Source organism: Citrobacter sp. C348, from assembly GCF_047467975.1.
In the GTDB taxonomy this organism is placed as follows: domain Bacteria; phylum Pseudomonadota; class Gammaproteobacteria; order Enterobacterales; family Enterobacteriaceae; genus Citrobacter; species Citrobacter gillenii.
This window is the reverse complement of record NZ_JASJUJ010000003.1, coordinates 415,722-440,551: the sequence shown is the minus strand read 5'-3', so window position 1 is coordinate 440,551 and position 24,830 is coordinate 415,722. Positions and strand designations below refer to the sequence as shown.

At 43.8% G+C, this 24,830-nt stretch carries 18 protein-coding genes and 1 pseudogene; 9 read left to right on the top strand and 10 right to left on the bottom strand.

The window, feature by feature from the left end; translation table 11 throughout:
• Positions 1-204 precede the first annotated feature (204 nt).
• The 6 genes from QNN86_RS08760 to QNN86_RS08735 all read left to right on the top strand — a co-directional run bounded on the left by QNN86_RS08760 (position 205) and on the right by QNN86_RS08735 (position 11,424).
• Positions 205-1,332 (top strand): hypothetical protein, encoded by a 1,128-nt coding sequence (locus QNN86_RS08760; protein WP_414210960.1) that lies wholly within the window; start codon positions 205-207, stop codon positions 1,330-1,332.
• Positions 1,333-2,017: 685 nt separating this feature from the next.
• A complete protein-coding gene (locus tag QNN86_RS08755) occupies positions 2,018-4,762 on the top strand; it encodes a hypothetical protein (protein WP_414210959.1) in 2,745 nt (914 codons plus the stop codon).
• Between the two features lie 671 nt (positions 4,763-5,433).
• On the top strand, positions 5,434-6,486 hold the full coding sequence (locus QNN86_RS08750) for a ComEC/Rec2 family competence protein (protein ID WP_414210958.1): 1,053 nt from the start codon (positions 5,434-5,436) through the stop codon (positions 6,484-6,486).
• Complete coding sequence (locus tag QNN86_RS08745; RefSeq protein ID WP_414210957.1) at positions 6,467-7,771, top strand: ABC-three component system protein; 1,305 nt, start codon at positions 6,467-6,469, stop codon at positions 7,769-7,771. The genes QNN86_RS08750 and QNN86_RS08745 overlap by 20 nt, the downstream gene beginning before the upstream one ends.
• Positions 7,755-8,306, top strand: a complete 552-nt coding sequence (locus QNN86_RS08740) for an ABC-three component system middle component 1 (protein ID WP_414210956.1) — start codon at positions 7,755-7,757, stop codon at positions 8,304-8,306. The genes QNN86_RS08745 and QNN86_RS08740 overlap by 17 nt, the downstream gene beginning before the upstream one ends.
• Complete coding sequence (locus tag QNN86_RS08735; RefSeq protein ID WP_414210955.1) at positions 8,287-11,424, top strand: DNA repair protein; 3,138 nt, start codon at positions 8,287-8,289, stop codon at positions 11,422-11,424. The genes QNN86_RS08740 and QNN86_RS08735 overlap by 20 nt, the downstream gene beginning before the upstream one ends.
• A 145-nt stretch (positions 11,425-11,569) precedes the next feature.
• Here the strand turns inward: QNN86_RS08735 and QNN86_RS08730 are convergent, their stop codons facing one another.
• The 4 genes from QNN86_RS08730 to QNN86_RS08715 all read right to left on the bottom strand — a co-directional run bounded on the left by QNN86_RS08730 (position 11,570) and on the right by QNN86_RS08715 (position 15,562).
• A complete protein-coding gene (locus tag QNN86_RS08730) occupies positions 11,570-11,767 on the bottom strand; it encodes a hypothetical protein (protein WP_414210954.1) in 198 nt (65 codons plus the stop codon).
• Positions 11,768-12,736: 969 nt separating this feature from the next.
• A complete protein-coding gene (locus QNN86_RS08725) occupies positions 12,737-13,456 on the bottom strand; it encodes a DUF554 domain-containing protein (protein ID WP_326010401.1) in 720 nt (239 codons plus the stop codon).
• Positions 13,453-14,067: a UbiX family flavin prenyltransferase gene (locus tag QNN86_RS08720; protein ID WP_414210953.1), complete on the bottom strand. Its 615-nt coding sequence runs from the start codon at positions 14,065-14,067 to the stop codon at positions 13,453-13,455. The genes QNN86_RS08725 and QNN86_RS08720 overlap by 4 nt, the downstream gene beginning before the upstream one ends.
• 10 nt (positions 14,068-14,077) lie before the next feature.
• Positions 14,078-15,562, bottom strand: a complete 1,485-nt coding sequence (locus QNN86_RS08715; RefSeq protein WP_174361558.1) for a UbiD family decarboxylase — start codon at positions 15,560-15,562, stop codon at positions 14,078-14,080.
• A gap of 188 nt (positions 15,563-15,750) precedes the next feature.
• Between QNN86_RS08715 and QNN86_RS08710 the strand changes: the two genes are divergently transcribed.
• Positions 15,751-16,632, top strand: coding sequence for a LysR substrate-binding domain-containing protein (locus QNN86_RS08710; RefSeq protein WP_414210952.1), 882 nt, complete (start codon positions 15,751-15,753; stop codon positions 16,630-16,632).
• Between the two features lie 892 nt (positions 16,633-17,524).
• Entirely contained in the window at positions 17,525-18,469 is a 945-nt protein-coding gene (locus tag QNN86_RS08705) for an ArdC family protein (RefSeq protein WP_414210951.1), read from the top strand.
• A gap of 329 nt (positions 18,470-18,798) precedes the next feature.
• Here the strand turns inward: QNN86_RS08705 and QNN86_RS08700 are convergent, their stop codons facing one another.
• Complete coding sequence (locus QNN86_RS08700) at positions 18,799-19,785, bottom strand: hypothetical protein (protein ID WP_414210950.1); 987 nt, start codon at positions 19,783-19,785, stop codon at positions 18,799-18,801.
• A 41-nt stretch (positions 19,786-19,826) separates the two neighbouring features.
• Positions 19,827-20,381, bottom strand: a complete 555-nt coding sequence (locus QNN86_RS08695) for a TetR/AcrR family transcriptional regulator (protein WP_414210949.1) — start codon at positions 20,379-20,381, stop codon at positions 19,827-19,829.
• A 212-nt stretch (positions 20,382-20,593) separates the two neighbouring features.
• Here QNN86_RS08695 and QNN86_RS08690 point away from each other — a divergent pair, with 212 nt between their 5' ends.
• A complete protein-coding gene (locus tag QNN86_RS08690) occupies positions 20,594-21,013 on the top strand; it encodes a bleomycin resistance protein (RefSeq protein WP_414210948.1) in 420 nt (139 codons plus the stop codon).
• Positions 21,014-21,106: 93 nt separating this feature from the next.
• Here QNN86_RS08690 and QNN86_RS08685 read toward each other — a convergent pair.
• From QNN86_RS08685 to QNN86_RS08670, 4 genes and pseudogenes are all read right to left on the bottom strand, one after another.
• A pseudogene (locus QNN86_RS08685) lies at positions 21,107-21,430 on the bottom strand (transposase); the annotation flags it as partial.
• A gap of 56 nt (positions 21,431-21,486) precedes the next feature.
• Positions 21,487-22,383 carry a plasmid partitioning protein RepB C-terminal domain-containing protein gene (locus QNN86_RS08680; protein WP_414210947.1) on the bottom strand — a complete coding sequence of 299 codons (897 nt, stop codon included), beginning with the start codon at positions 22,381-22,383 and terminating at the stop codon, positions 21,487-21,489.
• Positions 22,376-23,275, bottom strand: coding sequence for a ParB N-terminal domain-containing protein (locus tag QNN86_RS08675; protein WP_414210946.1), 900 nt, complete (start codon positions 23,273-23,275; stop codon positions 22,376-22,378). The genes QNN86_RS08680 and QNN86_RS08675 overlap by 8 nt, the downstream gene beginning before the upstream one ends.
• The gene (locus QNN86_RS08670) at positions 23,265-24,821 is read right to left on the bottom strand and encodes a recombinase family protein (RefSeq protein WP_414210945.1); all 1,557 of its coding nucleotides are present in this window, start codon (positions 24,819-24,821) and stop codon (positions 23,265-23,267) included. The genes QNN86_RS08675 and QNN86_RS08670 overlap by 11 nt, the downstream gene beginning before the upstream one ends.
• Between the last annotated feature and the right edge of the window lie 9 nt (positions 24,822-24,830).

Here is a 24,830-nt window from a genome sequence, read left to right as displayed (position 1 = left end):
TCAACTTGAGACCGAACTTCTTGCAGTGAACCGGCCAGCGGATCGTCGGCATAATTCGTCATGTAGGGAGGAGTTTGGAGATCAAAGAATATTGTGCGTTAAGCCTGTTTCTGACCAGACCTAACTTTAGCAATAGGGTATGCTCTCGCTCTATACAGCATTTCGCGTGTATCAAAATACGAGTTCGCATGAAGGAGACTTCTGATGACGATTACGGCCTATTCCAGAACGTTTAAGCGTGAACTTGATGCCCGGCAGTTAGAAATTCTTTTTGATCAAAATAATACCGTTTCAACGATGGGTTTTCGAGATTTTGTAAAAGCAGATATTGAATGCCCAGCTTGCAATGTTTCTGGCGGGCATTACGTTGGAGAGGCTAAATCGCAGTCGAAAGGCAATGTTGTAAAGCAGGCGCACTTTGCGTTTCGCGACAACCAGGGAAAGGATACTCATCTTCCTTTCTGTGATTTTTATACCGGTTCAGACAAGCTAAATGTCGTGGCTAACGACGGGCGTGTGGATTTCATGCGTTCTGGTTCCGAAGCCACACAGCTGATTGGGTTGATGGTCTGCGCCGGGATTGAAGCCAATATAATCACACAGCAAGAAATTCGGAACATGCGACAGTGGTTCTTGAACTTGCGTGAGCAAGGTTCGTTTATCTTCAATCTAAATCCACATATCGTACAAATTGCCAGGGCATCTCTGATAAGAAACAAAAGAAACAGAGAACAGTACATTGTTGATGTCAGTGAAACTAAAAACAGTTGGTTTGATATTGATTATGAAGTTTATCAGTCTCTGTATTTCAAGTTCCCCGAGCTGGCTCTGAATTATCGGGATAATCACGAACTATGGGATATAAGGCTCAAAGGGGTGGCCAGTAAAGCTAAAAGCATTATTGTGAAAGATTCTGGTACGGCCACATTCGATAGATCAATCCTTTCTGAAAAATATCAGCTGGCAACACAAGTTGCGTCACTGGTTAGAGATGCTCATCCACGGTTGCGGGTACTGTTGGCCCACTCGGCTAGTGCTCTGAGAGGTAGCAATCCACTTATGGCATTTGCAGCGCTTCTGTTATTTGTATCTGATTGGGATATTGCAGCCGCTGTAAAGAAGATTGAAGCGATACTGGCCGTAAAATCAGTGAACGACATTACCGCTGGTAATGTGGTTGGCCTGAACCCTTTCATTCACTTCAGCGCGTGGGTTCTGGTTAAAGCCCTGCATGATTTGCAATTCGATCTGGAGTACGAAGTTGATTTTGAGGCTGAGTTCAATTCCGAAAAAGAAAGACTGATGAAACATTATTTTCCTGACGAGCCATAAACGTTTCAGTTCTGTTTGGATAGTCAGCCGCGACTGGCAACAGATAAGCGTTCCATAGTGTTAAGCATAACTAGGAGTTAATAACGAAGTCGGTTTGGTAGGAACAATTCATGAAGAGCAGGGTGAGAATATTTTTTCTCAGCCAGTGTAACATCACATGATTTATTTCATATCATCACACTCAGCCAGCTCTAGGACACTGTCATATATGTTTCGAGGAGATGAATGGTTGCAACTAAATTGATTTTATTAATTAAAATCAATAGCTTTTTCAATGCTAAGTTAAGACGTTCCGGGGTAGGGTAAAACCGAAATATCTGCAGTTTGTGTTGACCAACGTGGAGCAGGGCAAGTATGGCGACGATAACGGTTCCGCCAGTGCAGTGCCTGCTCCTGAGACGTGGGTTTGATTAGTAAATAATGTGGATTGGGTGCCTTCCATTTTGCGTCTTTGCCGTAGGCGAAGCAAAGAGTGAGTCTTTGTTTGACGATGACTCCAGTGCAGCAATTTGCTAAATTACGCTAGTGCCTGAATCGGCATTTTTATCAGTAATTTAGGCGAGTTAAATTTATGCTGAGCGCAAGTGAGCTTGGCTCCTTGCAGCTTGGTGTCTGCGGAATTCCGGCCTCTTGGCTTCGGGGTAATATGCTTGTTGACTTTGACAACTGAGATCTAGGGGATGTTATGAACGAGGAACTACGCAGCCGTTACGTGCGTGACTTGACGGATGACCTCAGGCTAGTCGGTGGCGCCCGTCTAGAACTCTGGCTTCGCCCTCTGTGGGAAAGATTAGCAGGTGCCCCGGTAAACGCCCGGGGCGTAAATCTGCAAGGTGCGCCAGTCAAAGGCACCCTTGATGGCTACTGGCCCGACGGAAGCGTCTCAGAAGCGAGTTCGGATGCTAAGTACTTCGATAGGCCGTACACCAAAGCCAGGCACGATTTCAATCATGTTCTGCAGACCGCGCCAGGAGTCAGAGTAGTTCGCTTGTTCTGCACGCAGTTAGCCCCCCCGTCGGTGTGGACCTTCTACGAGCGAGTAAACCGTAGTAGGATCAGGCCAAAGGGCTACGAACTCGATCTCTGGGACGGTAAGAAAATCGCGGAGTATATCGTCGACAACTTGCTGACTGACGATAGATATGTGACTAGAGTTGGTGATGCACTTCCGAACTTGCGACGCATCGCTGAACAAAACGCAGTCAGCAACCGACTTCCTTTACTTTCAGCGGGATACCGAGGAAGGCAAGCAGAGGAGGTCGATCTGCTTGCTAGACTCACGCGTACGAAGAGCGTTGTCGTGTCGGGTTTCGGCGGTATTGGCAAGAGCGAATTTGCCTGCGCAGTGGCACTGAGTCATCGTCCCAACGTCGACCAGGTCATCTGGGTCGACGGCTCGAAGATTACAGCGGCTGACGAATTGAGATCGCACGATGTCCGCCTGAACGGATATCGCCTCAACATCCTCAGCCTCTTGGGAAGTTCGAAGGCTCTACTTATCCTTGATAACGTGCAATGTGACCTAGACCTTGCGCAGTTGGATGAGGCTTGTGGAGCTAACTCAAATGTCATCATCACCTCGCAAGTGAGCTTCGGACCCGATCCGCTTCAGCTTGGATTCCTCGAGAACGAGGACGCACAAGCGATTCTTTCGACAGGTATGCCCGCACAGTGTCCGGACGACGTACTTACGCACGTCATGGCTGCCGTGGAGGGCCATCCGCTGGTGCTTCGTTTGCTCAATAAGATGGGCGTCCAGTCACAAAACTGGAAGCCCGTTGCCCTTGCCTGTGACCACATCGCTGGCGCTGCTGATGAGCGCCGGCAAATGGTCGCGGACCGCATCTTGTCCCAGCACTTGAACGTGTTGGGTTTAGAGCTGTCCGTGTTCAAATGGGCTTCCACTGCCTCTGTAGATCGAGCGCTGTTCGAATGGATCGCTGGCGACGTTGGCATCGAAAAACTAGAACGATGGGCTTTGACGGCACGCGGTCAATCGGATGCTGTTCGCATCCATGACTTGGTATTTGCCAGTGCTAAGCGACTTGGAGAACGTATTCATGTTGACGCAGAGAGCTTTAAGGATCGACTCGAGACCTTCTTGGGCAATCACGTTGCACCCAAGCGCCTCGAATTCTTCAAAGTCGTTGGCCGCCACCGTGGACTGATCGAACGTCTTCTGAAGGAAGACCCACAGCCCGGAGCTCTGCGATATGCGTACTTGCATAGTCGTATCCCCAGCGAGCTCCAACCTTCGCTCCTTGGCGATCCCGAAGCCGACGTGATGAAAGGCCTCCGAGGTGACCCGCGGATCTGGCTGCTAAGCGTGGTGGAGGCTATCGAAGCTGACTACCGTCGTGTGAGAGACCTTGGCGATAAGGACTCTGCAAAGACGACTCTGATAACCCGCTTGAACGTCTTTGAGAGTTTGCTCAGTGATCCTCGCATTCCAGAAGATCTTCGTGTCATCGCAGAACATCACAAGGCGAAGAGCGTGTTAAAGCTGGCGAGGGCCGACGAAGCACGGGCCATGTTCGAGGCGATCGTTACGGCGCATCCGTCCATGTACCCGGCACGATTGCAACTAGCGCGCCTTCTTGAAGCTGATCCGCAACGCGCAAAGCGTCTCATTTTCGATCTCATCGATGCGGAGTTTGACATGCCAGGTACAGTTTCAACCTCAGTTTTGATCGAGACCCTAAGCTCGATGCGTCGGAAGCATCTGAAGCCCTTCGTTCGCGAAATGACGGATGCTTACGGCTCTTTCATGGCTGCTCAACTCAAGGCAGCAGCCTGCCTTGGTGAAGACCAACCGATCCGGGCATTTGCAGCTATCGGGCCCGAGTGGTCCTATCACTGGCCCGGCCTATTTCTTGAGGTCCTCAGTGAAATCGAAGTTGGCGAGCCAGAGGAGGCCGAGGATGATGATGAGCGCGGTGCACTCGGTCGAGTGCTTAGCGCTGCAGGAAAATTGCTGCTCCGGCAGAAGAACCCGAGTGAGGCGAAGCTGCGATTCGAACAAGCTGACAAGTTCTTTTCCAATTTTCAGCGTGAACCATCCTTGTTTGCTCGAGTTCAGCACGCGGATGTCTTGCTTCGACTGCACAAGTCTGCCGATGCTGCTACAGTTCTTGATGCCATCCCAGCGGCAAAGAGGGACCCTTTCTGGCAACTAAGACGTGCAGAGACCCACCTTGATCAAGGAGAGCTTGCTCCAGCAAGAGCATGCATCGACGCAGGTCTCGCTATCGCTCAGGGTGAGTATCGCTCTACCTTCCTTAACGTCAAGTCTGACATTCAGTATCTGGCAGGCGAGCCGCGGCACCTCGACACACTGACAGACGCTATCGCATGCTGCGAGTCGACACTCTACAAAGCTGAGTTGAGTGACAAACTCGCCTTGCGAACCGCGTCTGCGTTGGCCAGCTAAGCCGGCTGGCTACCCAATTGAGAGGAGGCGAAGGGAGATCAGAGACCAGGCCTAAATTTCTCAGTATGTCGGTCAACGGATCTTCTGCCAGCTAGGTGGCGTTGAAGGATTGGCCTGCACTAGACACCATGGTCTCAATGGCCCAAAACGGTACGGGGATAAAGCGTGCGATCTCGCGATCGCGTTCAATCACTAGTTTCAGCGTTGGTATCTGGCTCCCAGTACACGTACTATGTCTTTGCCCTGTGATGGTTTTTCACACAGAAATAGCCGAATGGAATTTTCTCGGCATGCGGGTCATATCGTCGAGTATTCCCGGTTGGGGACTTTAAAATTATAGAGAATGCGGATTACTAGCCAATGCATTCGATTTTCCAATCTGATATGCCAACTATTCTGTGTGTCTGGCCAAAGGTATCAGCCCTAAAGTTGACTGTAAGCATAAGCCTTATGTAATTATAGTGCAGGATCGTCTACCGGGGTGGGGTCAGTCCACCAATGACTGAGAGGTGCCCGCTAAACCCGTGGCGATTCAGACATTACTCTTCCTATGTACACTGGAGTAGATTGTATAATCATATAATAATCAATCGGTTGAAATCATTTAGGACTTTTTGTTTCAATAGTATTGAAATGGTTTGGTCATGGTTCCAGTTCATAAGGAAATAGTTATGGGAATTAGTGTTCGAGTCTTGCAAGCAAATCATGGTGATTGTTTCTTAGTTAGTTATAAGAGCTCAGATGGTGTTTACAACTTGCTAATTGATGGTGGTAATAGCGCCACATTTATGTTTGGGGCTCAAGGGCGCTACAGTGGTGAGCTTAAATGTGTACTCGATGATTTGAAAAAAGAAGGTCAGAAAATTGACTTGGTTATCCTAACCCATATAGATGATGATCATATCGGTGGTTTGCTTAGGGCTTTTGAAACACCAGGTTATCTATGCCAAATGGCTTCTTCTATCTGGTTTAATTCTTCAAGATTTATCACCAAACATTTTAAGGTTGATGAAATTTCAGACAATGATGTCTGTCTTCAAAGTAACTCAACGCAGACAAGTGCTAGGCAAGGGAAGAAACTGGAAAACTTACTTGATGAAATCAATTGCGAACGGCAACCCATAGTTATTGCGGGGCAGAAGTTTACAAGGGGTCCGTTCACATTCACGATCTTATCCCCTGAAGAAGATAATCTACGTAGCCTTCTTCATAAGTGGCCAGATGAGCCAGATCCGGTTGCGACATCCGGTGCTTCAAGGGATTATGGAATGAAATTTGAGGATATTTTGTCTAATGATAAATTCCAGAGTGATCAATCTGTTTATAATGGTAGCTCAATTGCTTTCATCCTTGAAGCTGATGGTAAGGCTATGCTCTTTTTGGGCGATTCACATGATGAAAATATTGTCCGTAATTTACGATCTCTTGGTTTTAATGAAGGTAACAAGCTCAAACTCGACCTCGTGAAAATTTCTCATCATGGTAGCCAGTATAATACTAGCCCTGAATTTTTGTCGCTCATAGATGCGCAAAACTTCATTATATCCACTAATGGGAGTAAGCACGGACTTCCTGATAAGAGAACTATTGCACGGATTTTATCTTCAGGAGAAGGCAAAATCGGCTTCAATTATTCGCACATTATCCAGGAGATGCTTCACGAAAATGAGGTTCCATTGTACTCTTCTCGCCTGGTAGCATTAAATGGAGAAATTAGGCTATAAAATGACCGCTTCAAATTTGATGGCTTCTAACGCAGTGATCGTGAACGAGGGCAGTGGTGTTCTTGTTAATGCGATGACTCAAGATTATTCATACGTACTCACAGCAAAACATGTGTTAGCGAAATCAGGTAGTCAAAATATCGTTACTAATCAATATGGTAACAGTCTTAGAGTGCTTGGTGTATTGGTGGGTCAGGAAGAGCATTGCGACTGTGCTGTAATCAAAATTGAATATGTACCAACTGTTGCTCAGCAGTCCTTCCCTGCAATAGCGTTACCCAATTCGGCTTTGCTAAAGTTTGTTGGTTTTCCGGGAACCGAGAGACTAAGCGCTACCCCGCTGAAAATCTATGACGGGCATGTAACAGATGTAAGGGAGGGGCTGATTAGCTTCACGATAGAAGGCAGTCCCTCTAAAACCGCAATCGATGGAATGTCTGGCGGTGGAATGTATTATATAGTTAATGAATATCCCCTCCTTGTTGGTGTAGAATTTGGGATGGACAGTATTCGTCAAGATCTACAATATGGACGTATACAATGTAAAAGTTTAATTGTTTTTGAAGAAATAATTAATTTAAACAGTGCTGCTCCAATGGTTCCCGCTTATTTGGAGTGTTTTTCACGCTTGAAAGAATATATCTTCGATTTTAATGTTGTTGATAAGAATAGAGTTCTGAATCTGAAAAGCGCATTAAATATTTTTGCAGGTGAACTTATAGACGAAGGTATGCCACCCCCATTTGAATTAATGTCCAAATACAAAACTGATTTGTTAGTAGGTCCATATCAAGTTGACGATGTTAAAAATAAAGAATTATGGGTTGCATATTTTGAATTTCTGATAATTTGCGCAATTCTTGATAATGTAAGTATTGCCAATAGTTCTTATATAGAAAGTTTAGAGCGGCGTAGGAGAATTCTTTATACTCCGGATGGAAGCAATTGGGTCGGAAAGCTTGATGTAATCTTAAAAGTTGCTCGAAAGTTATTAGATAAAGATGGCATAGTAATTGTGGCATCTCCAGAAAATGGAGCCGAATTATTACCAGATGATTTTGAAGTCGATAGGGTTATAAGGAATATTGCGCGAATCGCTAATTCAGGTCCACTTGCTCCTATCGATCAAGTTGAAAAAGAGATGTATAAGAGTTTTGTATTAACGCATCTTGAAGGGTTGAGAAAAAAATGTGTTATAAACAAAGAGAGAGTGTATGCAGAAGTTGAAGCTGGCTTAGACCAACTTCAGATGTTTAAGGAAAGCTTTAATGAATTTATTAAATAAAGAATTTGATTTGGAATTTCTTAAATCTAGATTTTCTGATGCAGATTTCGATTTTTTTGTTTCTAATGATGACTCATCTTATATTTCATGCGTAGCATGCTATTGTGAGAGCGCTAATTACTTGGTTGCGAATTGGGCAGCGATTCAGAATTATTTATCTGCTTACTACCAACCGAAAGATGAATTAGCTCTTTGGAATATATATTTAGTTTTCTTTTGTTCCGAAAAATTACCCATTTGGGATAAGTATCTTATAGATAATGATAAATATTCTGTCAGAAAATTAATTATTGACGGGTTAACTACTCTGCCAAGTATTTCCGAAACTGTAACTTTTCTGAACAATCATCTGCTAGGCGCAGACCTAGAATTAACTGAAATAGAGGATAAGAAGGAGATAGAGTTATCATTAATTGAGTATATAACGGGAACTCCTTTAGATTCAAAGGTTGAGTCGAGAGATGAGCGTATGAGCAGAATTGATAAAATTATTAATCTAGTGAGTTCAAATAAAAATGAAAATAAAAAAAGTTGAAATAGAAGGCTTTCGAGCATACAGATTCAAGGAAGATGGTACTTTCGATTTTACAAATAAAGATGATACGCCATCCAATTTTGTAGCGATCTATGCACCCAATGGCTTTGGAAAAAGTTCATTCTATGATGCGGTTGAATGGGCTATTACTCATAATTTAGATAGATTTGCGGGTGAATATAATAAAAAAAATTATGAGCAAGCTGCCAGGAGTACGAAAGAGGACGGTGTTGCACAAAAAATACTACGTAATAAAGATGTACCAGACGATATTCCTACTCGTGTAACAGTTTTCACTACTTTACCAACCCCATTCGAACAAAGTTTAGGAACAGTTCGTTCTGATTCTAGAGATATAAGAATCGGCGAGAATAAAAATAAAATCAATGGCTATTTTAGAAAAGTGGTTCTTAGTCAAGATGAAATAGACCGTTTTTTAAAAGAAGCAAAGCCGCAAGATCGTTATAAGATGTTTATGGAGAGTTTTGGAGGTGATTGGGAAAAGGCGAGACAAGAGCTAACTATTCTATTGAATGACAATAAGGCGGTTTTGTTAAATCTCGAAAAAAACAAAAATGAACTTCAAGAACAACTAGATCAGCCTGTTGATGCGTCAACATTTATACAATTTAATAAAATAGCATCTGAACTTGTAGCAGAAGGTGAAAGTTTACCATTAGTAGATGAAAAAACTATAGTTAATACACAGCATGAGCTTTTGGAAAAAATAATCACAAGAAGTCACGAAATAAATTTTTCCTTAAACAAGAAAAAAATATTGAGAGATTCGATTTCTGAGTATATTTTAAAATTTCCTGATATCAGTTTTCGAACAACCCAGATTATCGAGAAAAAGAATAGACTAGCAAAAATAAATAAAGGGATAGAAGATGTCGGTCGTTATAAGACATTTCAGTCTACTCTTGAAAAACTTACTATTGAAAAGAAAAAGATAAGTCAGAGCTTAAAATTTATAGAAGAATTAGATGGTTTATCCCAAGAGTTTTTAAGCTTGGAATTTAACTTGGAATCAGCCAGAAAGAAACATAGAGAGCTTTCATATAATTATGAAAATGAAAAAACACTCCTTGATAATTTATTCCAAACAAGAAACCAAAATGATGCTGATTTATCTTCAATCGACAACCGATGCTTATCTATACGTTCTACGTTAGAAAACACTACGGTTACTTATTCTAATATATCTAGTATCCAAAATAAAATTTTAAATATAGTTTCTACGCAAACAGAATTAGAGCATAAACTTAATCAAGTTAGATCAGAATACCAAAAAAACAAATCTGAATTAAACAAAATATCAGATTTAACAATAACCGCCAAATCATTACTTTCATCAGACTTAAGTCTAATTGACTTATCGTCAGATTTATTAAAAGAACTAAACAACTTATCGCAAGAACTAAATATATTGGTCCTACACGATCAATCAATTCATAACACACAAGAATCTCTTTCTGCACAGATGGGAGTTCACGAACGTCTAATTGCATCGGGCCTTGAGTACTTAAGTTTATGGCCGACTAATATATGTCCTTTATGTCACAAGCAGCATGACTCTGAGTCCTCTCTTAGAGAACAAGTAACAAATACTGACGTAATATCCATGCTTAGTAAAGAGAATGCAGCTAAGCTCGAGATATCCTCAAAACGGCAGTTAGAGTTAAATGGCAAGATAGAATCCATCGTACAGAAAGCCCTTGAAATTAAAATGAGTAAACTTGAGGGATTAAGTAAAAAAGTCAATCAACAAGGAAATGAGATACATCGAGAAGAACAGCACTATACAGCACTTTTAGCTGAAAAACAGTCTGTCCAAAATCAGTTAAACGAGCTGCAGAAGGCTGTCGCTGGACTAACTAAAGATGAATTATTAGCTCGCTTAGATGCTGAACATAAAGAATTAGAGGCCAAGAAAAATGAAGTGATAAAAAACAAGCTGACCTTGACGAAAAATATTAACGTTAAAAGAACGTTGATTACAGAGTTAAGTGGGGCGATCAATTTACTTAATACGCAAATTCATGAAATGATGTCATCATCTAACTATTTAAAAACAAAAGCTTACTCTGAAGAAAATGGTTTGTCATCGGAGTTTTTGAAAGAACATTATGATGATAGACGCCATTTTTACGTTAAAAATATAAATGGACTCAATTCTGATATTAATAATATTACCAGCCAGTTAAAAGATCTTCAGAAAGCTATGATAGCCGATGAAATGTGGATGGATTATGAAGAAATGATTTCTGAAAAAGAGAACCTTGAGGATCATATTTCTAAATCAGAAGCGGTTTTACAATCTTATTCATCATTATTAAAGCAGCATTTTGAACTGCCAAAATATGAATCTTTAGTTGAATTGAAAGATTTCTTGATAAGCTCACTTGATAAAGAGGCTAGGCTTTATAATGGTCTAGAGGAACGGCTTAGAAAATATTATTTATTATCAGAACTTTTGAAAACAGCAGAGTCGTTTGTAAAAAGTATTAAGTTGCAGAATGATATTAATGAAACCTTAGGTCTTATAGAAATAAGAAAAGAAGTTGATTTAGCTCTGACTAAGGAACGAAATCAAGTAATAGAGGAACTTAGAAGCTTGATAAAATCTTTCTTTTATGAGGAACTCATTAATTCTATTTATAAGAGAATAGATCCACATCCATCACTTAAAAAAGTGGTGTTTCGCCCAGATTTTGACTCATCAGATAAACCTGGTCTTAATATAGTTGTCAGTGATGAAAAAGGTGATATGGTATCTCCAATATTATTCTTTAGTGCGGCGCAATTAAATATTCTAAGCCTTAGTGTCTTTTTAGCAAGTGCTTTGCATGCAAAAGATGATAATGGAAATGTAATTGATGTGATTATGATTGACGATCCAATTCAATCAATGGATTCAATTAATATCCTATCCACAATTGATCTTCTTAGAAGTATTACCGTTAGATTCAATAAACAAATAATAATATCAACACATGACGACAATTTCTTTGGCTTGCTCCAACGTAAAATCCCTTCGGAAATATTAGGTGCCAAGTTTCTTAAATTGGAGAAGTTTGGGGTTGTAGTGCCTGTTGATGATTTAAATAATACGTGATTTATTTAGTATGTTAACCATAAAATAAGAGCTGGGCCAGTGACGACCCAGTTCTTATTTATAGGAGGAACCTATTTTTATCGCAATAAAACAAGAGCGAAGATATGGTGAAAATTGTTAAAATATGAAATGTTTTTTAATTTCTTTATCTAAAGCCCCTGTTTCCATTATCGTATAAATCAATCTGGACGATTTTTTCTTCAGGTGCAAGGGCATCCGCAAACTGGCGCAGGCTATCACCGCCTATCAGCTCCAGAATATGATCAAGTCCATACCCTCCTGACAGCCCAATCGCCTGTAATGACCATTCAGGAATAATTAGCTCTTTTGATGACTCAACCACAAATGTATCGAGCTCAGTCTTTGCTTAGAGCAGTCTTTGAGCCCAAGACTTCCACTCGTATCATCGTAGGTCAGCGTTTCTCAGAAAATAACCCATGTAACCACGGCATCCGTCTCCGAATGTGATCCAATATTGAGGGAGGAATGTAGAATCCCAACCTCTGAATGTTAACGTAGATTAATTCATTCGATCTAAATCAGAGCATTCATAGTGATGGTACACTCAGCACCAGACAAAGATCTCTAGGGGCTTGTTCTAATAAACATGGCCCTTATTCCTTCTGGTGAAATTCGGAATCTGATTGCGTAGGATAATTACATCCAGGAATCGGGCTAGCATTACAGCCCCCTAAGAGTGTTGTTTGCAACGGTTCATGTTTGTCTGAGTAACTATATTCCTGAATGTGTTGCTCCGAATTTACGGATTGCCTTGTAGAAAACGGCTGTTCTGGCGGTGTGCTTTGGAAGGCGTACACCTGAGATGCACAGAGCCACAGGAAGGGCAGTAGGGTGCAGCGGGTGAGTACTTTCATATATTCTCCAGACAGAAGTTACACCAATTATATGATATGCCTGATTAATTCAATAAAGCGTAAATGAAGAGCGAAAATTAAGACCAGGTATAGAACTCGACATGTCGATAGTCGCCGGGAAATATCGTGGTCAGATTTTTCGTTAATGCTTATGGTCAGGAAATAAGGGTCGCTGCAGTAATGACTTCTGGACCTAATAAAAATTTCGGTACGACACCTTTATCGCCTTTTCATAATAAAACCTCCTTTTTTGTTTTAATTGTCCTCCGGATGTTTCGGACATTGGATGCCCGTAAAATCCGGAGGCTGCGGGTGCGGGCGGCAAAGAGCACGTAAAGATGCACTGAATGAATGGCAAATCCCTTCAGTAATGAAGAAAATACGCAATCAGTGCTGGGGTGCTTTGTTGATCACTTTTACTGAAGTACTTTCCTATCTCAGAAGTAGGTTGTCCAGAAAGAGGAGACTGGCATCGCCAGTACCAATGCAGGAAGCATACTGGCTACCGGGAAGACTTTGATACCGGAAATACGCAGGCCAGTCGCTACCATTAGAACGCCACCCACAGCTGAAAAGTCGGCCTGCATGGCAGGCGTGGTCAGAGGCAATATATATATCGCGCTGTAGGCGAGAGCTAACTGAATGATAAGCTGGGGGACAGCGACTAATGCCACGGCGTAACCCAAGGTTGTGGCAAAAATGAGGGCGGTGAGCAAATCCAGGAACGCTTTCGCGATAAGGATACTCGAGTCCCCGGTCATGCCTTCGTGCATCGCACCAAAAATACCAGTGCCACTGGCACAAAAAAGGACGATGATCGCCACATAGTTTTGTAAAAACTGCGCCTGTGAGTCTTTGTCTCCGGGATCGCTTTTCACGACGAGCTCCACCAACCCACGGGCTTTTCCGCCCAGGTGGCTTATCCCTTTTTCCAGATAGCAGAGCTCGCCCACCAGTGTGCCGAGAAGGACCGAGAGAACCATGACGGGCATATGGCTGACACTTGTCACAAGGACGATCCCCATACACAGGGAGGCCGCACCAAAAATGAGCGGCATTGAGGTACGTAACCTTTCAGGTAGACGTGAGCTAATGATGGCTCCTGCCATCCCGCCGATGACGACGGCAGAGCCGTTAAACCATGGGCCTGTAATCATAGCGATTTACTCCTGTTATTCAGGTTGGGAGTTTCACCCCAGCGCGGCAATGTGTCGCAATCAAGGTCGAGTAAACTCAGCGCCCGCGCAACACTATGAGCGATGATGTTCTCAGTACTTGCAGGGCGTGCATACCAGGCAGGTACGGGTGGAAAAATGATGCCGCCGGTTTCGGTAACCTGAAGCATGTTACGAAGGTGCCCGGCATGCAGCGGCGTTTCCCGGACCATCAGAACCAGCCTCCGGCGCTCTTTCAGGGTCACATCGGCTGCTCGCGTCAGCAAACTGTTGGTAAAGCCCGCCGCAACAGCGGCGAGGGTGTTCATCGAGCAGGGGGCAATCAGCATCCCGGATGCCCTGAACGAACCGCTGGCGATGTCGGCGGCAATATCATCAAAGGGATAAATTACATCAGCCAGCTCATGAACGTCGTCTTCTGACAAAGTGGTTTCCAGACTGCGGGTCAGATGAGCGGCAGGAGAAATCACAACGTGGCTTTCCACGTGAAGTTGTCGCAGATAACGCAGGGCCTGCACCCCATATAAAAAACCGGATGCACCACTGATCCCAATGATGATGCGCTTGCGAGGAGAACATTCAGATGTCGACATTATGGCGTCCTCAGTACTTGAAGTTATCCGGGAGGAAACGACTGATCTCGACCTCCATGAATTCGCTGCGGCGAAACTGGCCTTTCATCGTGAACGGAACGGTACAGTCGAAAATAGTTTTACAGGCGATCCCGTGGTCGCGGACGGAGTAGCTAAAAGCCGGGTCAGAGGACGGATCGAGGGGATGGCACCGTACGCCGGGTATGAACACCGTGCTGATATCCCCCTGATAGCGTGTCGTCATTGCCCATATCACGTCATTGAGATCGAAAATATCCACATCGTCATCAACCAGAATCACATGCTTAAGTTCCGAGAATGCGGAGAAGGCCAGAAGAGCCGCCTGACGCTGACGACCTTCATCGTTTGGCAGACGTTTTTTAACCTGCAATACGGCAAGATATTTTCCGGTCCCGGGTGATGGGCAGTGAACATTTTGCACAAAGCCGGGAAGGGCGCGCTCCACCAGTTGCAGAATACTGGCCTCGGTGGGGATCCCCGCCATATTGGTATGCTCGTCACTTGGACCAATGCAGGTCTGCAGAATTGGGTGACGGCGGTGGGTGATGGCTTTCACTTTAATCACTGGCACCATTTGCTGCGCCTGTCCGGTATAGCCGGGGAATTCCGGCATGGCTTTACCACTGTTGGTATTTTGATCTTCCCTGACCCGATAGTTAGGAATGAGTTCCCCCTCGATAACGATTTCTGCGTTCGCAATGGCCCGGGCATTCACGGTCAGACACTGGCATAGCTCGACAGGCTGTTTGCGCAAGCTCCCTGCCACTGACAGTTCGTCAAAACCAAGTGGAGTTGTGGGCGGTTCGAAGCATGCACCGATTTCAATGGCTGGGTCGACACCAATGCTGATCGAGATAGGAAGTGGAGCTCCGTCTTCCTCGGCCTTCTGGCGGAACACATCCAGATGCCTGCCGGGAACGAAGTACATGGATATTTCATCCCTGTTTTGCACGCACAGGCGGTGAATAGTGATGTCGTGATCGTCGGTATGTGGATCGGCGGCGTAGCACATCCCGAGAGTGAAGTAAGGACCGGCATCCTCCGGCGTATTCGTGGGTGCAGGCAGGATATTGAGGATACTGAAATCCGGATCGGATGCCAGATGGACTACTTCCTGACAGACGGCATTTTCCTGCGGAATAACGACAGGACTTATCGGGGTGCTTACCGCGTCTTTCAGTAAAAAGGCCAGCTTATCGGGTGTGGTATCCAGTAGCCGGGCCACGCGTTTTCGCGAGGCGAGAAGGCCTATCAACACTCGCATATCGGTATAGCCTTTAATCCGGTTAAAGAGCATGGCTGGACCGATACGGGTCGGACGCATGACCGTACCGTGCGCCCCAATGTAGCGGTACACCCCTGACAGTTCTGCACTAGGATCAACGGGTTCATCGGTTTCAATAAGCTCATCATCAAACTTGCGCAGTACGGCCAGCGCACTGCGTAGGTCAGTCACTTTTTTTGTTTGAGACATTACGTTTTCCTCAGTAAGTCGCCGGGAGACAGCATGCTCGGCGTGCTTTTATCTTCATCCTGCAGGCAATTACAGGACGAGCCGTTACATCACTGACAGTATGTGAGGCAACATAAATTCCCGTCTAATCACATTACCGACGTTTTTAATGTGGGATTGTTATCGAAAAATAGTGATTGGAGGAACGTGTGGACTATCGGTATTTGCATGCATTTGTGGTGCTTGCCAGAGAACTGCATTTTGGAAAAGCCGCACTGCGGCTCAACATCACGCAGCCAGCCTTAAGCCGTCAGATTAGAGTGCTGGAAGATCAGCTTGGCATGGTGCTATTTACACGTGATCGTCGTCATGTGGCGCTGACTGTGGAAGGAACTCAGCTTGCAGCGGAGGCACGGAGCGCTGTCAGTCATTACGAAAAAATGCTGAGCCGCGCGAGTAGCCTTCGAAAAGGTTATAAAGGACAACTCATACTGGGTTATGTGGGATCTTCTATTCTTGATCCCGCTCTGACACGGTTAATCACCTGTTTTCGCGAGATTAAACCGGATGTTGAGATTGTTATTGAGGAACACAACGTTGACGAACAGCTCACCCTCCTGATTGACCATCAGCTGGATATGGGACTGCTCCGATCGCCTGTTCCGCATTTTGCCAACTTGGACTACGCAGATATCGCCACCAGGTCACTCATCGCCGCAGTACCGCACACGCATCCGCAGGCAGGTGCCGGAAAAATAGCGCTGGAGACGTTGTCCGGGGATACATTTATGATCCAGAAAGATCCGCCCGGGGTCGGGCTAGGCTGGTCTGCATTACATGCCTGTGAGATGGCCAGGTTTGTCCCGCCAAAAATCTATTTTACCCGCGATGTTGCGGTAGCTATTGGCATGGTGTCGATGGGAATAGGAGTCACGCTGGTGCCAGAAACCCAGCGTTCTGTAACGTTGCCTAATGTCTGCTACTGCCTGCTGCACGATCCCGAGGCCACAACGACCTTAACGCTTTGCTGGCCGAAATTTAGGAAAAGCAGGGAACTGATCGAGTTTGTACGCTCTTTAACGCTTGGTTGAATCTTAATAAGCACACTGCCTCATATCTAAATAGCTGCCGTTGAGTCGTAGCCAGCGATCAAAATTGAGAAGACAAAACCGGGGAGAGGTGCCCGCAGTTCCTGCCCCAGCTTCCATCTTCAGGAAGATGTGTTTCAGGAATGCATTCGTGATGCTGGGGATACCGGCAAGACGATTTTCTCATCGGGTAACTCTGCGGTATCGGAAAAGTTGACGACGGCAGGGTGGTGAAGGGGAACCTCAGGATGAAGCGCTCGGGCAAGAGGGATGGACTGTGCTGAAGAGAACACTGACAGAACGAGCATGATGCTTGCAAAAAGGGGACTCTGGATATTCATTGTTTATCTCCTGATGATATTCATCGCTCCAGAGAATACGCTTGTCACTCTTTTTATTTGTTTTCCTGAATTAAAAATGCCCGGTTTTATGTGGTTCTTCCGTAAACGTTATTACATTAATTAACATCAAGTTTCTATCTCCGAAATGAGGTAAAAAAATAATTGTCGTGGTTTTTATCAAACAAATTTACCGGCAGCTCAGATCCGAACTAATACCTGTAAATTCAAACCCCAAACCCCAAACCCCAAACCCCAAACCCCAAACCCCAAACCCCAAACCCCAAACCCCAAACCCCAAACCCCAAACCCCAAACCCCAAACCCTTTCTCACCGCTGGCGAGTAAGGGGCTCTATATCTGTCTATTCTGGGATAGTTTTTTCTCCCGCGTGATTTCCGTTCATGTATCTGCTTCCGGTTAATCGTTTCCCAGCACAACCCGTCCCGCAAGGGTAAATGGCACGCATGCTGCGCCCTTGCGGGATGGAACGATGCCGGGAAAGCGAACCGTCAGGCGATACGAAGACGAAAATCACACCACTGACGGAGAAAAAACATGACTATTTCCCTTCATACCCAGATAAGTGCCCCTAACACGACAGCGGCGACCAGCGTATCCTCGCTGGATCTGTCAGGCTCCTCAAAAACGAAATGTTCAACGACCAGAACCGACATTTATCAGACTGTTACCGACAGCATAATTGCGGCGCTGGAAACTGGGGTTAAACCTTGGGTGTGTCCTTGGAGGCGAAATCGCGGTATGTCCGGTTTACCATCCAATTACGCCACCGGTACGGCTTACAGCGGAATGAATATCATGTTGCTTTGGTGCAGCGCGTCAAAACAGGGATTCTGTGATTCACGCTGGATGACCTACAAACAGGCAAAAGCGGTGGGTGGGCAGGTGCGCAAGGGAGAACACGGCACTACCGCCATTTTCTATACCACGCTGGAAAAGGAAAATGATAACGGAGAAACTGACTATATTCCGATGCTGAAAACATTCACTGTATTTAATGTTGAACAAATTGACGGTTTGCCCCTGAGTGATGACGCCGTATTTCCGGCAGAGACCTTTGAGCCATTACCACGTGCAGAAGCACTTTTTCATAGTAGCGGTGCAACCATTATTGAAAAAGGACAGAATGCCTTTTTTACACCGTCAACCGACGAAATCCGCTTACCGGAACGGTATCTTTTTGCCGATGCTGCCAATTTCTACGCAACTGGCCTGCATGAGCTCGTTCACTGGAGTGGGGCAAAAAGTCGGCTGAACCGTGAAATGAAAGGGAAATTTGGCAGCGAGGGATATGCGTTTGAAGAGTTGATCGCTGAGCTGGGGAGCGCATTCCTGATGGCGGATGTGGGGATAGTTGGAGAAGTTCAGCATGAAAGTTATATCGCTTCCTGGCTTAAAGCACTGAGGAACGACAAACGCTATATTTTCAGGGCCGCCAGCGCAGCATCGAAAGCACATCGCTATTTGATGGATAAAAGCTGAGTGGCAAAAGCCGCAAAGGAGTGCGGCTTTGCCGGCTGGGGTGCTAAACCAGTAAAGGTTTAGTTAGTAGTATTGGTGAAGCAGAACGAACACCGAACAGTCATGTTCCTGTGGCGGAATTAAGACAACTCTAAGAAGGTACTGGTGTACGGTTGCCCCATTGTAAAACCCATATATCCTGACGGCTTTCTCGTGCAGTGCACAACCAACTATGACAGGCTGCTAAGAGCGATTAGCGGACATGTTAGCTCATTATGATTGGCTGCAACGGTCTATATAAGCCCTGAGAGCAGCCAACTGGTTGTCATATTGGAGCAAGGAACGTTCAGTTAACCAGGTAAACGACTGAGTATGGCACCCGACTGAAGGAGTCGTGACAGCATAAGATCGGGATCGATCTTTTGGGAGGTGAGATACAAACCTGGACATTCTTTTTCCTGAAGAAGCGATTCTATACCAACAGCCACACCTACCGCGGTCAGGAACGCCTGTCCTTCCGGATGCGTCAGCTGGAATTTCAACGTACCATCCCGGCCATCAGTGAGAGTACCCTCGATCTCATAAATAATTTCGACTGATGGTTTTTCACCATGACGGCTGCCATAAGATTGGCCAAGTGCAAAGTCAACGCGGACTGAGGTTGCGCCAGTGGCGTAAGCCAGTTCTGCCGCATCAAACCCGGGGAAACTCATTCCTGTAAATGCAAAACCATCTTCAAGTGTGTATCCCCTCATTTCTTTTCCATCTCGTGGAACTATCCATTGAGAATCTTCAAGCAGCAACCCAGCTTCCTTTTGAGAAAAATCACCAGAATCGGCCTGACTTGCCGGTCCACCAAGATCGTTCTCATCCATTAGCGCAGCAGCCTGGATACGTTTTACCTTTTGGAACTGCCCTGAAAAATGAATACCTGCAGAGATAAGGATTCCAGCAAAACTGGTATCCTGAATTAGCACCCTACAATCTGGATTACGAAGATACAACGTCAACTTAGGGGCGATGTGGTTCAACTGGGTAGCAATACTTGTATAAGGTATGCCGTGTGCAATTGCGTACTGTGCCGGATGAGTGGAAAGATCGTTGGTTAAGACCGCAATGCCACTGAATTTCATTGAGGAATCAATGCCCAAATCGGCCCTTAGCGTATCAACTGCGATACCGGTTGTGTTGTCGTATCGCGCGGCGGATTTTTGGGCTTGTTCTGCATTCCTGCCTGCGATAACCACAGGCAGGTCGGGTAAAAATTGATTCAGAAGTGATACCAGGTGAGAACCAACAGTTCCGTAACCACCGATGATAAGAAAAGGTTTATGCATAATTAATCTCTGAAGGGGAAGCGTTAATGGAAATCAGTCGTTCATTTATCGACTGGAGCTGTAGAAAGAGTGCGCAGAACGTGTAGAGCACCATTTAAGTCGCCAGGGTATATCTGCATACTGGCGCCCAGACACAGTCCATCAGCAGCCATCCTAACCACGGCGAACTCAGGGCGATCTTCCAGGCAGCCGCGTTCGTTAAGAATGCCCAGATACCATTCCCGCCATTTCTTGCAGATATGTTCATCCGCCATGGCAGACTTCCATAACGTCACCATGTCCGGGTTATCAATAGTTGCAGCGCCCATTTCAAGATAGGCACGAGTGAATGCACCGATATCACAGGGGTCCATATCTATCCGCCGTGTAATTTCGGCAGAAAACTCATTCACCATTTGTTCAAACACGCAGTTTAGAAGCGCGTCTTTACTTGGAAAATGATGAAAAAATGCACCTTTGGTCACACCAGCCATATCACAGATTGCTTGCACACTGGCAGTGGACAAACCGTTACGCGCCGCCAGTGCTCTGGTGCATTCAATTAGTGAAGCCCTGACCAGTGCAGGCTGTTTTTTACGAAGATGATTGATTGTCATTAGACAAACATACCGTCCGGTATGTTTGTTGTCAATTACTCAGGAGCGTCTGCTCCTGGCAAAAAACTCTCCCCGTCAGGGCTTTAAGGGCAGTTAAGAGCGAACAACTGATATCATCACAATTCGTCTGATACTGAGTCGCTGAGTCCATGGACTTGAACCTTCTTCAAGCCATCTGATATATGCTACGTCAGTCAAAACGGAGTTGAGCAATGACTGAGCTGAAAGCACCCTACTGGAATCGCATGGTTCCCGAACTGACAGTAATGGATTTTTCTGTCTCCCTGCACTTCTATGTTGACGTGCTTGGTTTCAACATCATGATAAGGCGTAATGAGCCCGATTTTGCCTACGTCAGTCTCGGCGAGGCACAACTGATGCTGGAGAAATATAATCCGGAAGGATGGAATACGGCTGAACTCGTCAGACCGCTGGGTCGCGGCATTAATTTTCAGATAGAAGTAGAAGATATCGAGTCGGTGCTTGCTCGTGTCCAGGCAAATGGCTTCAAGTTATACAGGGAGCTACGCGACAATCACTATAACATCGGAGAAACGACGGCCTGCCAAAGGGAGTTTCTCGTACAGGATCCAGATGGCTACCTCTTACGCTTCAGCCAGTACATTGAATGAAGTGCCAATGTCCGCTCCTGGCACGAAGCGGAACAGGTAACTGAGCTGAAGGTCCGGTGTGAGCGAGGAGCAGATTTCGGGGGGATTACTATGAGCGAACAGTCGAATAGTCTTCTGTTCGATATCGACCGATAGCGAGGTCTGGTGCTTCTTCCACAGTTGAGGCTCGAAAGTCCCGTTGCGATCGCGTGGAGTGGCGAGTTCGAAACTGTCGGTCGTCGCTTAAATGGTCTTTTTGCCAGTGCCGTTTTTACGGTTTGCATCCACATCAGCAACGAGATGAGAGTAAAGTTCAGCGGTCAGAGCAGCTTCCGTTAACTGTTTGATTAATTGGGTTAAGACATTATCCTTTCCTGTTAACGCTTGACCGGAGTGGAGAGCGTTGAGTGGTTTGTTAAAATCGAAAGGCTGGGGCATGTGCTATTCCTTTTTGGAAGTATATTACTGGAATGACACAGAATTTCTAACGCACTCTATAGATCTTCATTTTTTTTCTGATTAATATCATCTATTGAATTTATCTTCGATATATTCTTGAGTTCAGTAAGGTATTGTGGCTCATTTTCAAGAAACCAGTGGAGTATTTTAGGGCTTGACAGCAAAGAATCAATATAGGATCTGGCGATCGAAAGCTTTAGAGTATTCGCCCCATATTCATTTTTTATCTTGCTAGTTTCCTCTTTGGTTACAGTCATTTCTCTTTCAAGACGTAGCATTGCTTGTTTGGCTTGATTGTTTTTAAGAGGTTGTTTTATTTCTTTTACTAGCAAATGCCCTGGAGTGTTATCAAGCATCGATACAGCCAACCCTCGAGAGTAGTTATCAAAGCCTATCATTGATTCAACTGCTTCAATTTGTCTGATCGGCTTCATCTTTCTCAAAATGGAAAATGTAGTTCTAGGGACAGGTTTGTCTGATAAGAGAGAAATAACTATAGGGTCTATCCCGGTCAAAAGATTTGTTTTCCCTATAATATTATCAACGGAGATTCCCAGCACAGCACTTAGCTTTTCAATAGAAACTTTAGTTAAAGCCTTTTTTATCATTTTATATTCTTGTATAGGGTTCATATGATTGACGTGTTTGTTGGGAGTGAATGTATCATCTAAAGTTGATACTATACATGTAGCTTTTTCAATTCCTAATTCTTTCATTGCTTCAATTCTTAAATGTCCGTCTAGAATTCGAATTTCATTCTCTTTTTTATCGAAGTATACCAATATCGGCTCAACCAATTCAAACTCTGCAATAGATGTTTTTATCTGCTGATATTTAATTGAGTCCTTAATGTTATGGATAAGATGTTTTGAAGGTGTTAATTTATACACATCTAAATGCATAAATTCATTTGAAAAACTTTGCTTAATCATTTTTGTTATCTCCATCTATTGCAGAAAGAATATGATTAGGTATCTCTACCAATTTTTCTTCATATGCTAATTTTATAAACGAATCATGTTGCAGCAATTTCGTGAATATTTCGTTTATTACTGTCAGCTTTTCTTTTATAAAATCAGAATGTTCTAAGATAGATCTATGTTCATGTATCACACTTTTATACATTTTCATTAGTTCATCCGTAGTCATCCTCTTGCTGTCTTTCTTTTGCGAGAAAGAAATTATACTATTTCCTTTTTTTCCTTCTTGTCGTTGGTTAAGAATGCCTCTTATCTTTTGTATGTCTTTTGTCTTAATTAGTTTTTTTTCATATGCATCTACTAATAACATCTGGGATTCTTCATTATTGCATTTAGAAAACTCTACAGCTAGATAAAGTGGAATTTCACCTCTATCTGCTGCACTCAGTAATTTATGTTCCCCTTTTTCCAATAATTTTCTTATGTAAGAAACCCAGCTTCCTGAGTAACCGAGTATTTCTGCTATTTCACTGTTACTTAACCCTTTTTTATTCATTGTTCTTACTACTTCAAGCAGCTCATTTGAGCGAGGTTTTCTTCTAACTATGTTTTCAGCAAGGCTCATGATATAAGCATCTTCTTCGCTGATGTCTCGAATGATTGCTGGCACTAAGGATTCCCCTAGCCCTAATATGGCTTCTATTCTTCCTTGGCCGCATACAAGTGCATATGAATATAAAGGATCCTCTATACGTCTCACAGTGACAGGTTTACTTAATCCTCTTTTATTTATACTCTCTTTTATTCCATCATGAATAAATTTATTGCGAGAGCGTGGATTTATGATTTTTATTTGATCTATACTGATCATTACTATTTGATGTGGGAATGTTCTAGGCTGCATATGGTTTCCTTATTTGTATTCTCTTTAATAGGCGGTAAAATAAATCAATATCGTTATATCTATACAATTCAAACAATGCAGGATTGTTTTCTTTAATAATCAATCTAGTGAAATTAAAATCTAATTTTGGTAAAATGAAATAATCTACTGGAAGCTTGTTCTCGCTATCCATTCTGATAACTATGGTTATGTCTGGAGTATGATTGGGTTCTAGCCTTATTTTCCAGCGAAGTCTCCCTGATTTTAGTTTCTTACATTTACATATGATCACGGAAACGGACATATTGTTATTTATTATAAACTCTTGTGTGTTCGGCTCCTCTTCTATCTTACAATTGCAATTCTCAATTTCAGTTTTGAATATTTCAATTAACTTAGAATAAAAAACTCTTAATTGATTATTAATCTCAAGATAGGTGTAGTCATGTTTAGGCCTGTACTCTATCAATTGGTATGCTCGAATCAACCCACCAAATCGGCTTTTGTAGATTGATGATGAAGGACCAAAATCATCTTCATCAATAATTACACCTGATAATTTCCCCTTTTCCTGTAGTTTTAGCCTTAAATATTTGAGAAGATCCTCATTTGTCATGTTTTTAGAACGAGCCTGGATGATCTCTTGTGCTTTCAAAAATTTCTTGATACTTACAACTTTCTTATAAGCCTTATTGCACCTAACCCACTCCTCTTTGGGATTTTTAACCGTTTTTGTTTTTAGTTTGCTAGATGTTCTGTTATAAACATTATTTCCTATGTACTTCTCATTTGTAAGTATTGTGTGAATCTTACCGCGAGTCCATAGAGTACCATTTTCGGCAGGTGTTCCATTTCTATTTAGTTTGTCTGCAATAAGAAACTCTGGAATGTATTGTTCTATAAACATATCATAAATTAAATTTACAATTCTTACCTCTTTTGCTGGGCCAGGAGCAAGTATTACTCTATCAGTTTGTATACTTTTGCGTTTGCCGAAAGAAAGAATTTCTTTTATATTCCCTTTCTCATCAATTAAGATTCTACGTAATCCATATCCGGCTATACCTCCTTGGTGATACCCATGTCTGATTAGATTTGCTTGCCCGAGAAATACTTTATCAGAAATGTTTTTACTTAAACTTGCTGCCGCAGCTCTCCTGAGATTTAGCATGACTGAGGCTTCCAGAGGGAACTCTTTTGTCGGCAAAGGTTCTGCACAGAATATCAGCTCAACGCCATGCATCCTAAATAGGTGAGTGTAGTAGGCCGCTTCGTCAGTTTCCTGAAAACGTCCGAATCGGCTTACATCGTAGAGTAAAATTGCCTGTATGCTTATGATGCCCTCCATAACATCGTATACCAGCTTTTTCAATGAGTCTCTACCGGCTATTGATACTCCGCTTTTCCCGGCATCATCGTAGGTGTGCAGGATTTCCATATTATGCTTCTCGGCAAACTTTGCTATGAAGTCTGCTTGATTATGGAGAGAATACTGCTGATGATCTGTTGACATCCTAAGGTACTGAGCTACTGGAATTTTTTGAAGGAGACCATTATTATTTATCATTCTATCTCC

Coding starts and splice junctions, on each gene's coding strand:
- QNN86_RS08760 (WP_414210960.1), top strand. CDS start 205: ATGACGATTACGGCCTATTCCAGAACGTTTAAGCGTGAACTTGATGCC.
- QNN86_RS08755 (WP_414210959.1), top strand. CDS start 2,018: ATGAACGAGGAACTACGCAGCCGTTACGTGCGTGACTTGACGGATGAC.
- QNN86_RS08750 (WP_414210958.1), top strand. CDS start 5,434: ATGGGAATTAGTGTTCGAGTCTTGCAAGCAAATCATGGTGATTGTTTC.
- QNN86_RS08745 (WP_414210957.1), top strand. CDS start 6,467: ATGGAGAAATTAGGCTATAAAATGACCGCTTCAAATTTGATGGCTTCT.
- QNN86_RS08740 (WP_414210956.1), top strand. CDS start 7,755: ATGAATTTATTAAATAAAGAATTTGATTTGGAATTTCTTAAATCTAGA.
- QNN86_RS08735 (WP_414210955.1), top strand. CDS start 8,287: ATGAAAATAAAAAAAGTTGAAATAGAAGGCTTTCGAGCATACAGATTC.
- QNN86_RS08725 (WP_326010401.1), bottom strand. CDS start 13,456: ATGATTACAGGCCCATGGTTTAACGGCTCTGCCGTCGTCATCGGCGGG.
- QNN86_RS08720 (WP_414210953.1), bottom strand. CDS start 14,067: ATGTCGACATCTGAATGTTCTCCTCGCAAGCGCATCATCATTGGGATC.
- QNN86_RS08715 (WP_174361558.1), bottom strand. CDS start 15,562: ATGTCTCAAACAAAAAAAGTGACTGACCTACGCAGTGCGCTGGCCGTA.
- QNN86_RS08705 (WP_414210951.1), top strand. CDS start 17,525: ATGACTATTTCCCTTCATACCCAGATAAGTGCCCCTAACACGACAGCG.
- QNN86_RS08700 (WP_414210950.1), bottom strand. CDS start 19,785: ATGCATAAACCTTTTCTTATCATCGGTGGTTACGGAACTGTTGGTTCT.
- QNN86_RS08695 (WP_414210949.1), bottom strand. CDS start 20,381: ATGACAATCAATCATCTTCGTAAAAAACAGCCTGCACTGGTCAGGGCT.
- QNN86_RS08690 (WP_414210948.1), top strand. CDS start 20,594: ATGACTGAGCTGAAAGCACCCTACTGGAATCGCATGGTTCCCGAACTG.
- QNN86_RS08680 (WP_414210947.1), bottom strand. CDS start 22,383: ATGATTAAGCAAAGTTTTTCAAATGAATTTATGCATTTAGATGTGTAT.
- QNN86_RS08675 (WP_414210946.1), bottom strand. CDS start 23,275: ATGCAGCCTAGAACATTCCCACATCAAATAGTAATGATCAGTATAGAT.
- QNN86_RS08670 (WP_414210945.1), bottom strand. CDS start 24,821: ATGATAAATAATAATGGTCTCCTTCAAAAAATTCCAGTAGCTCAGTAC.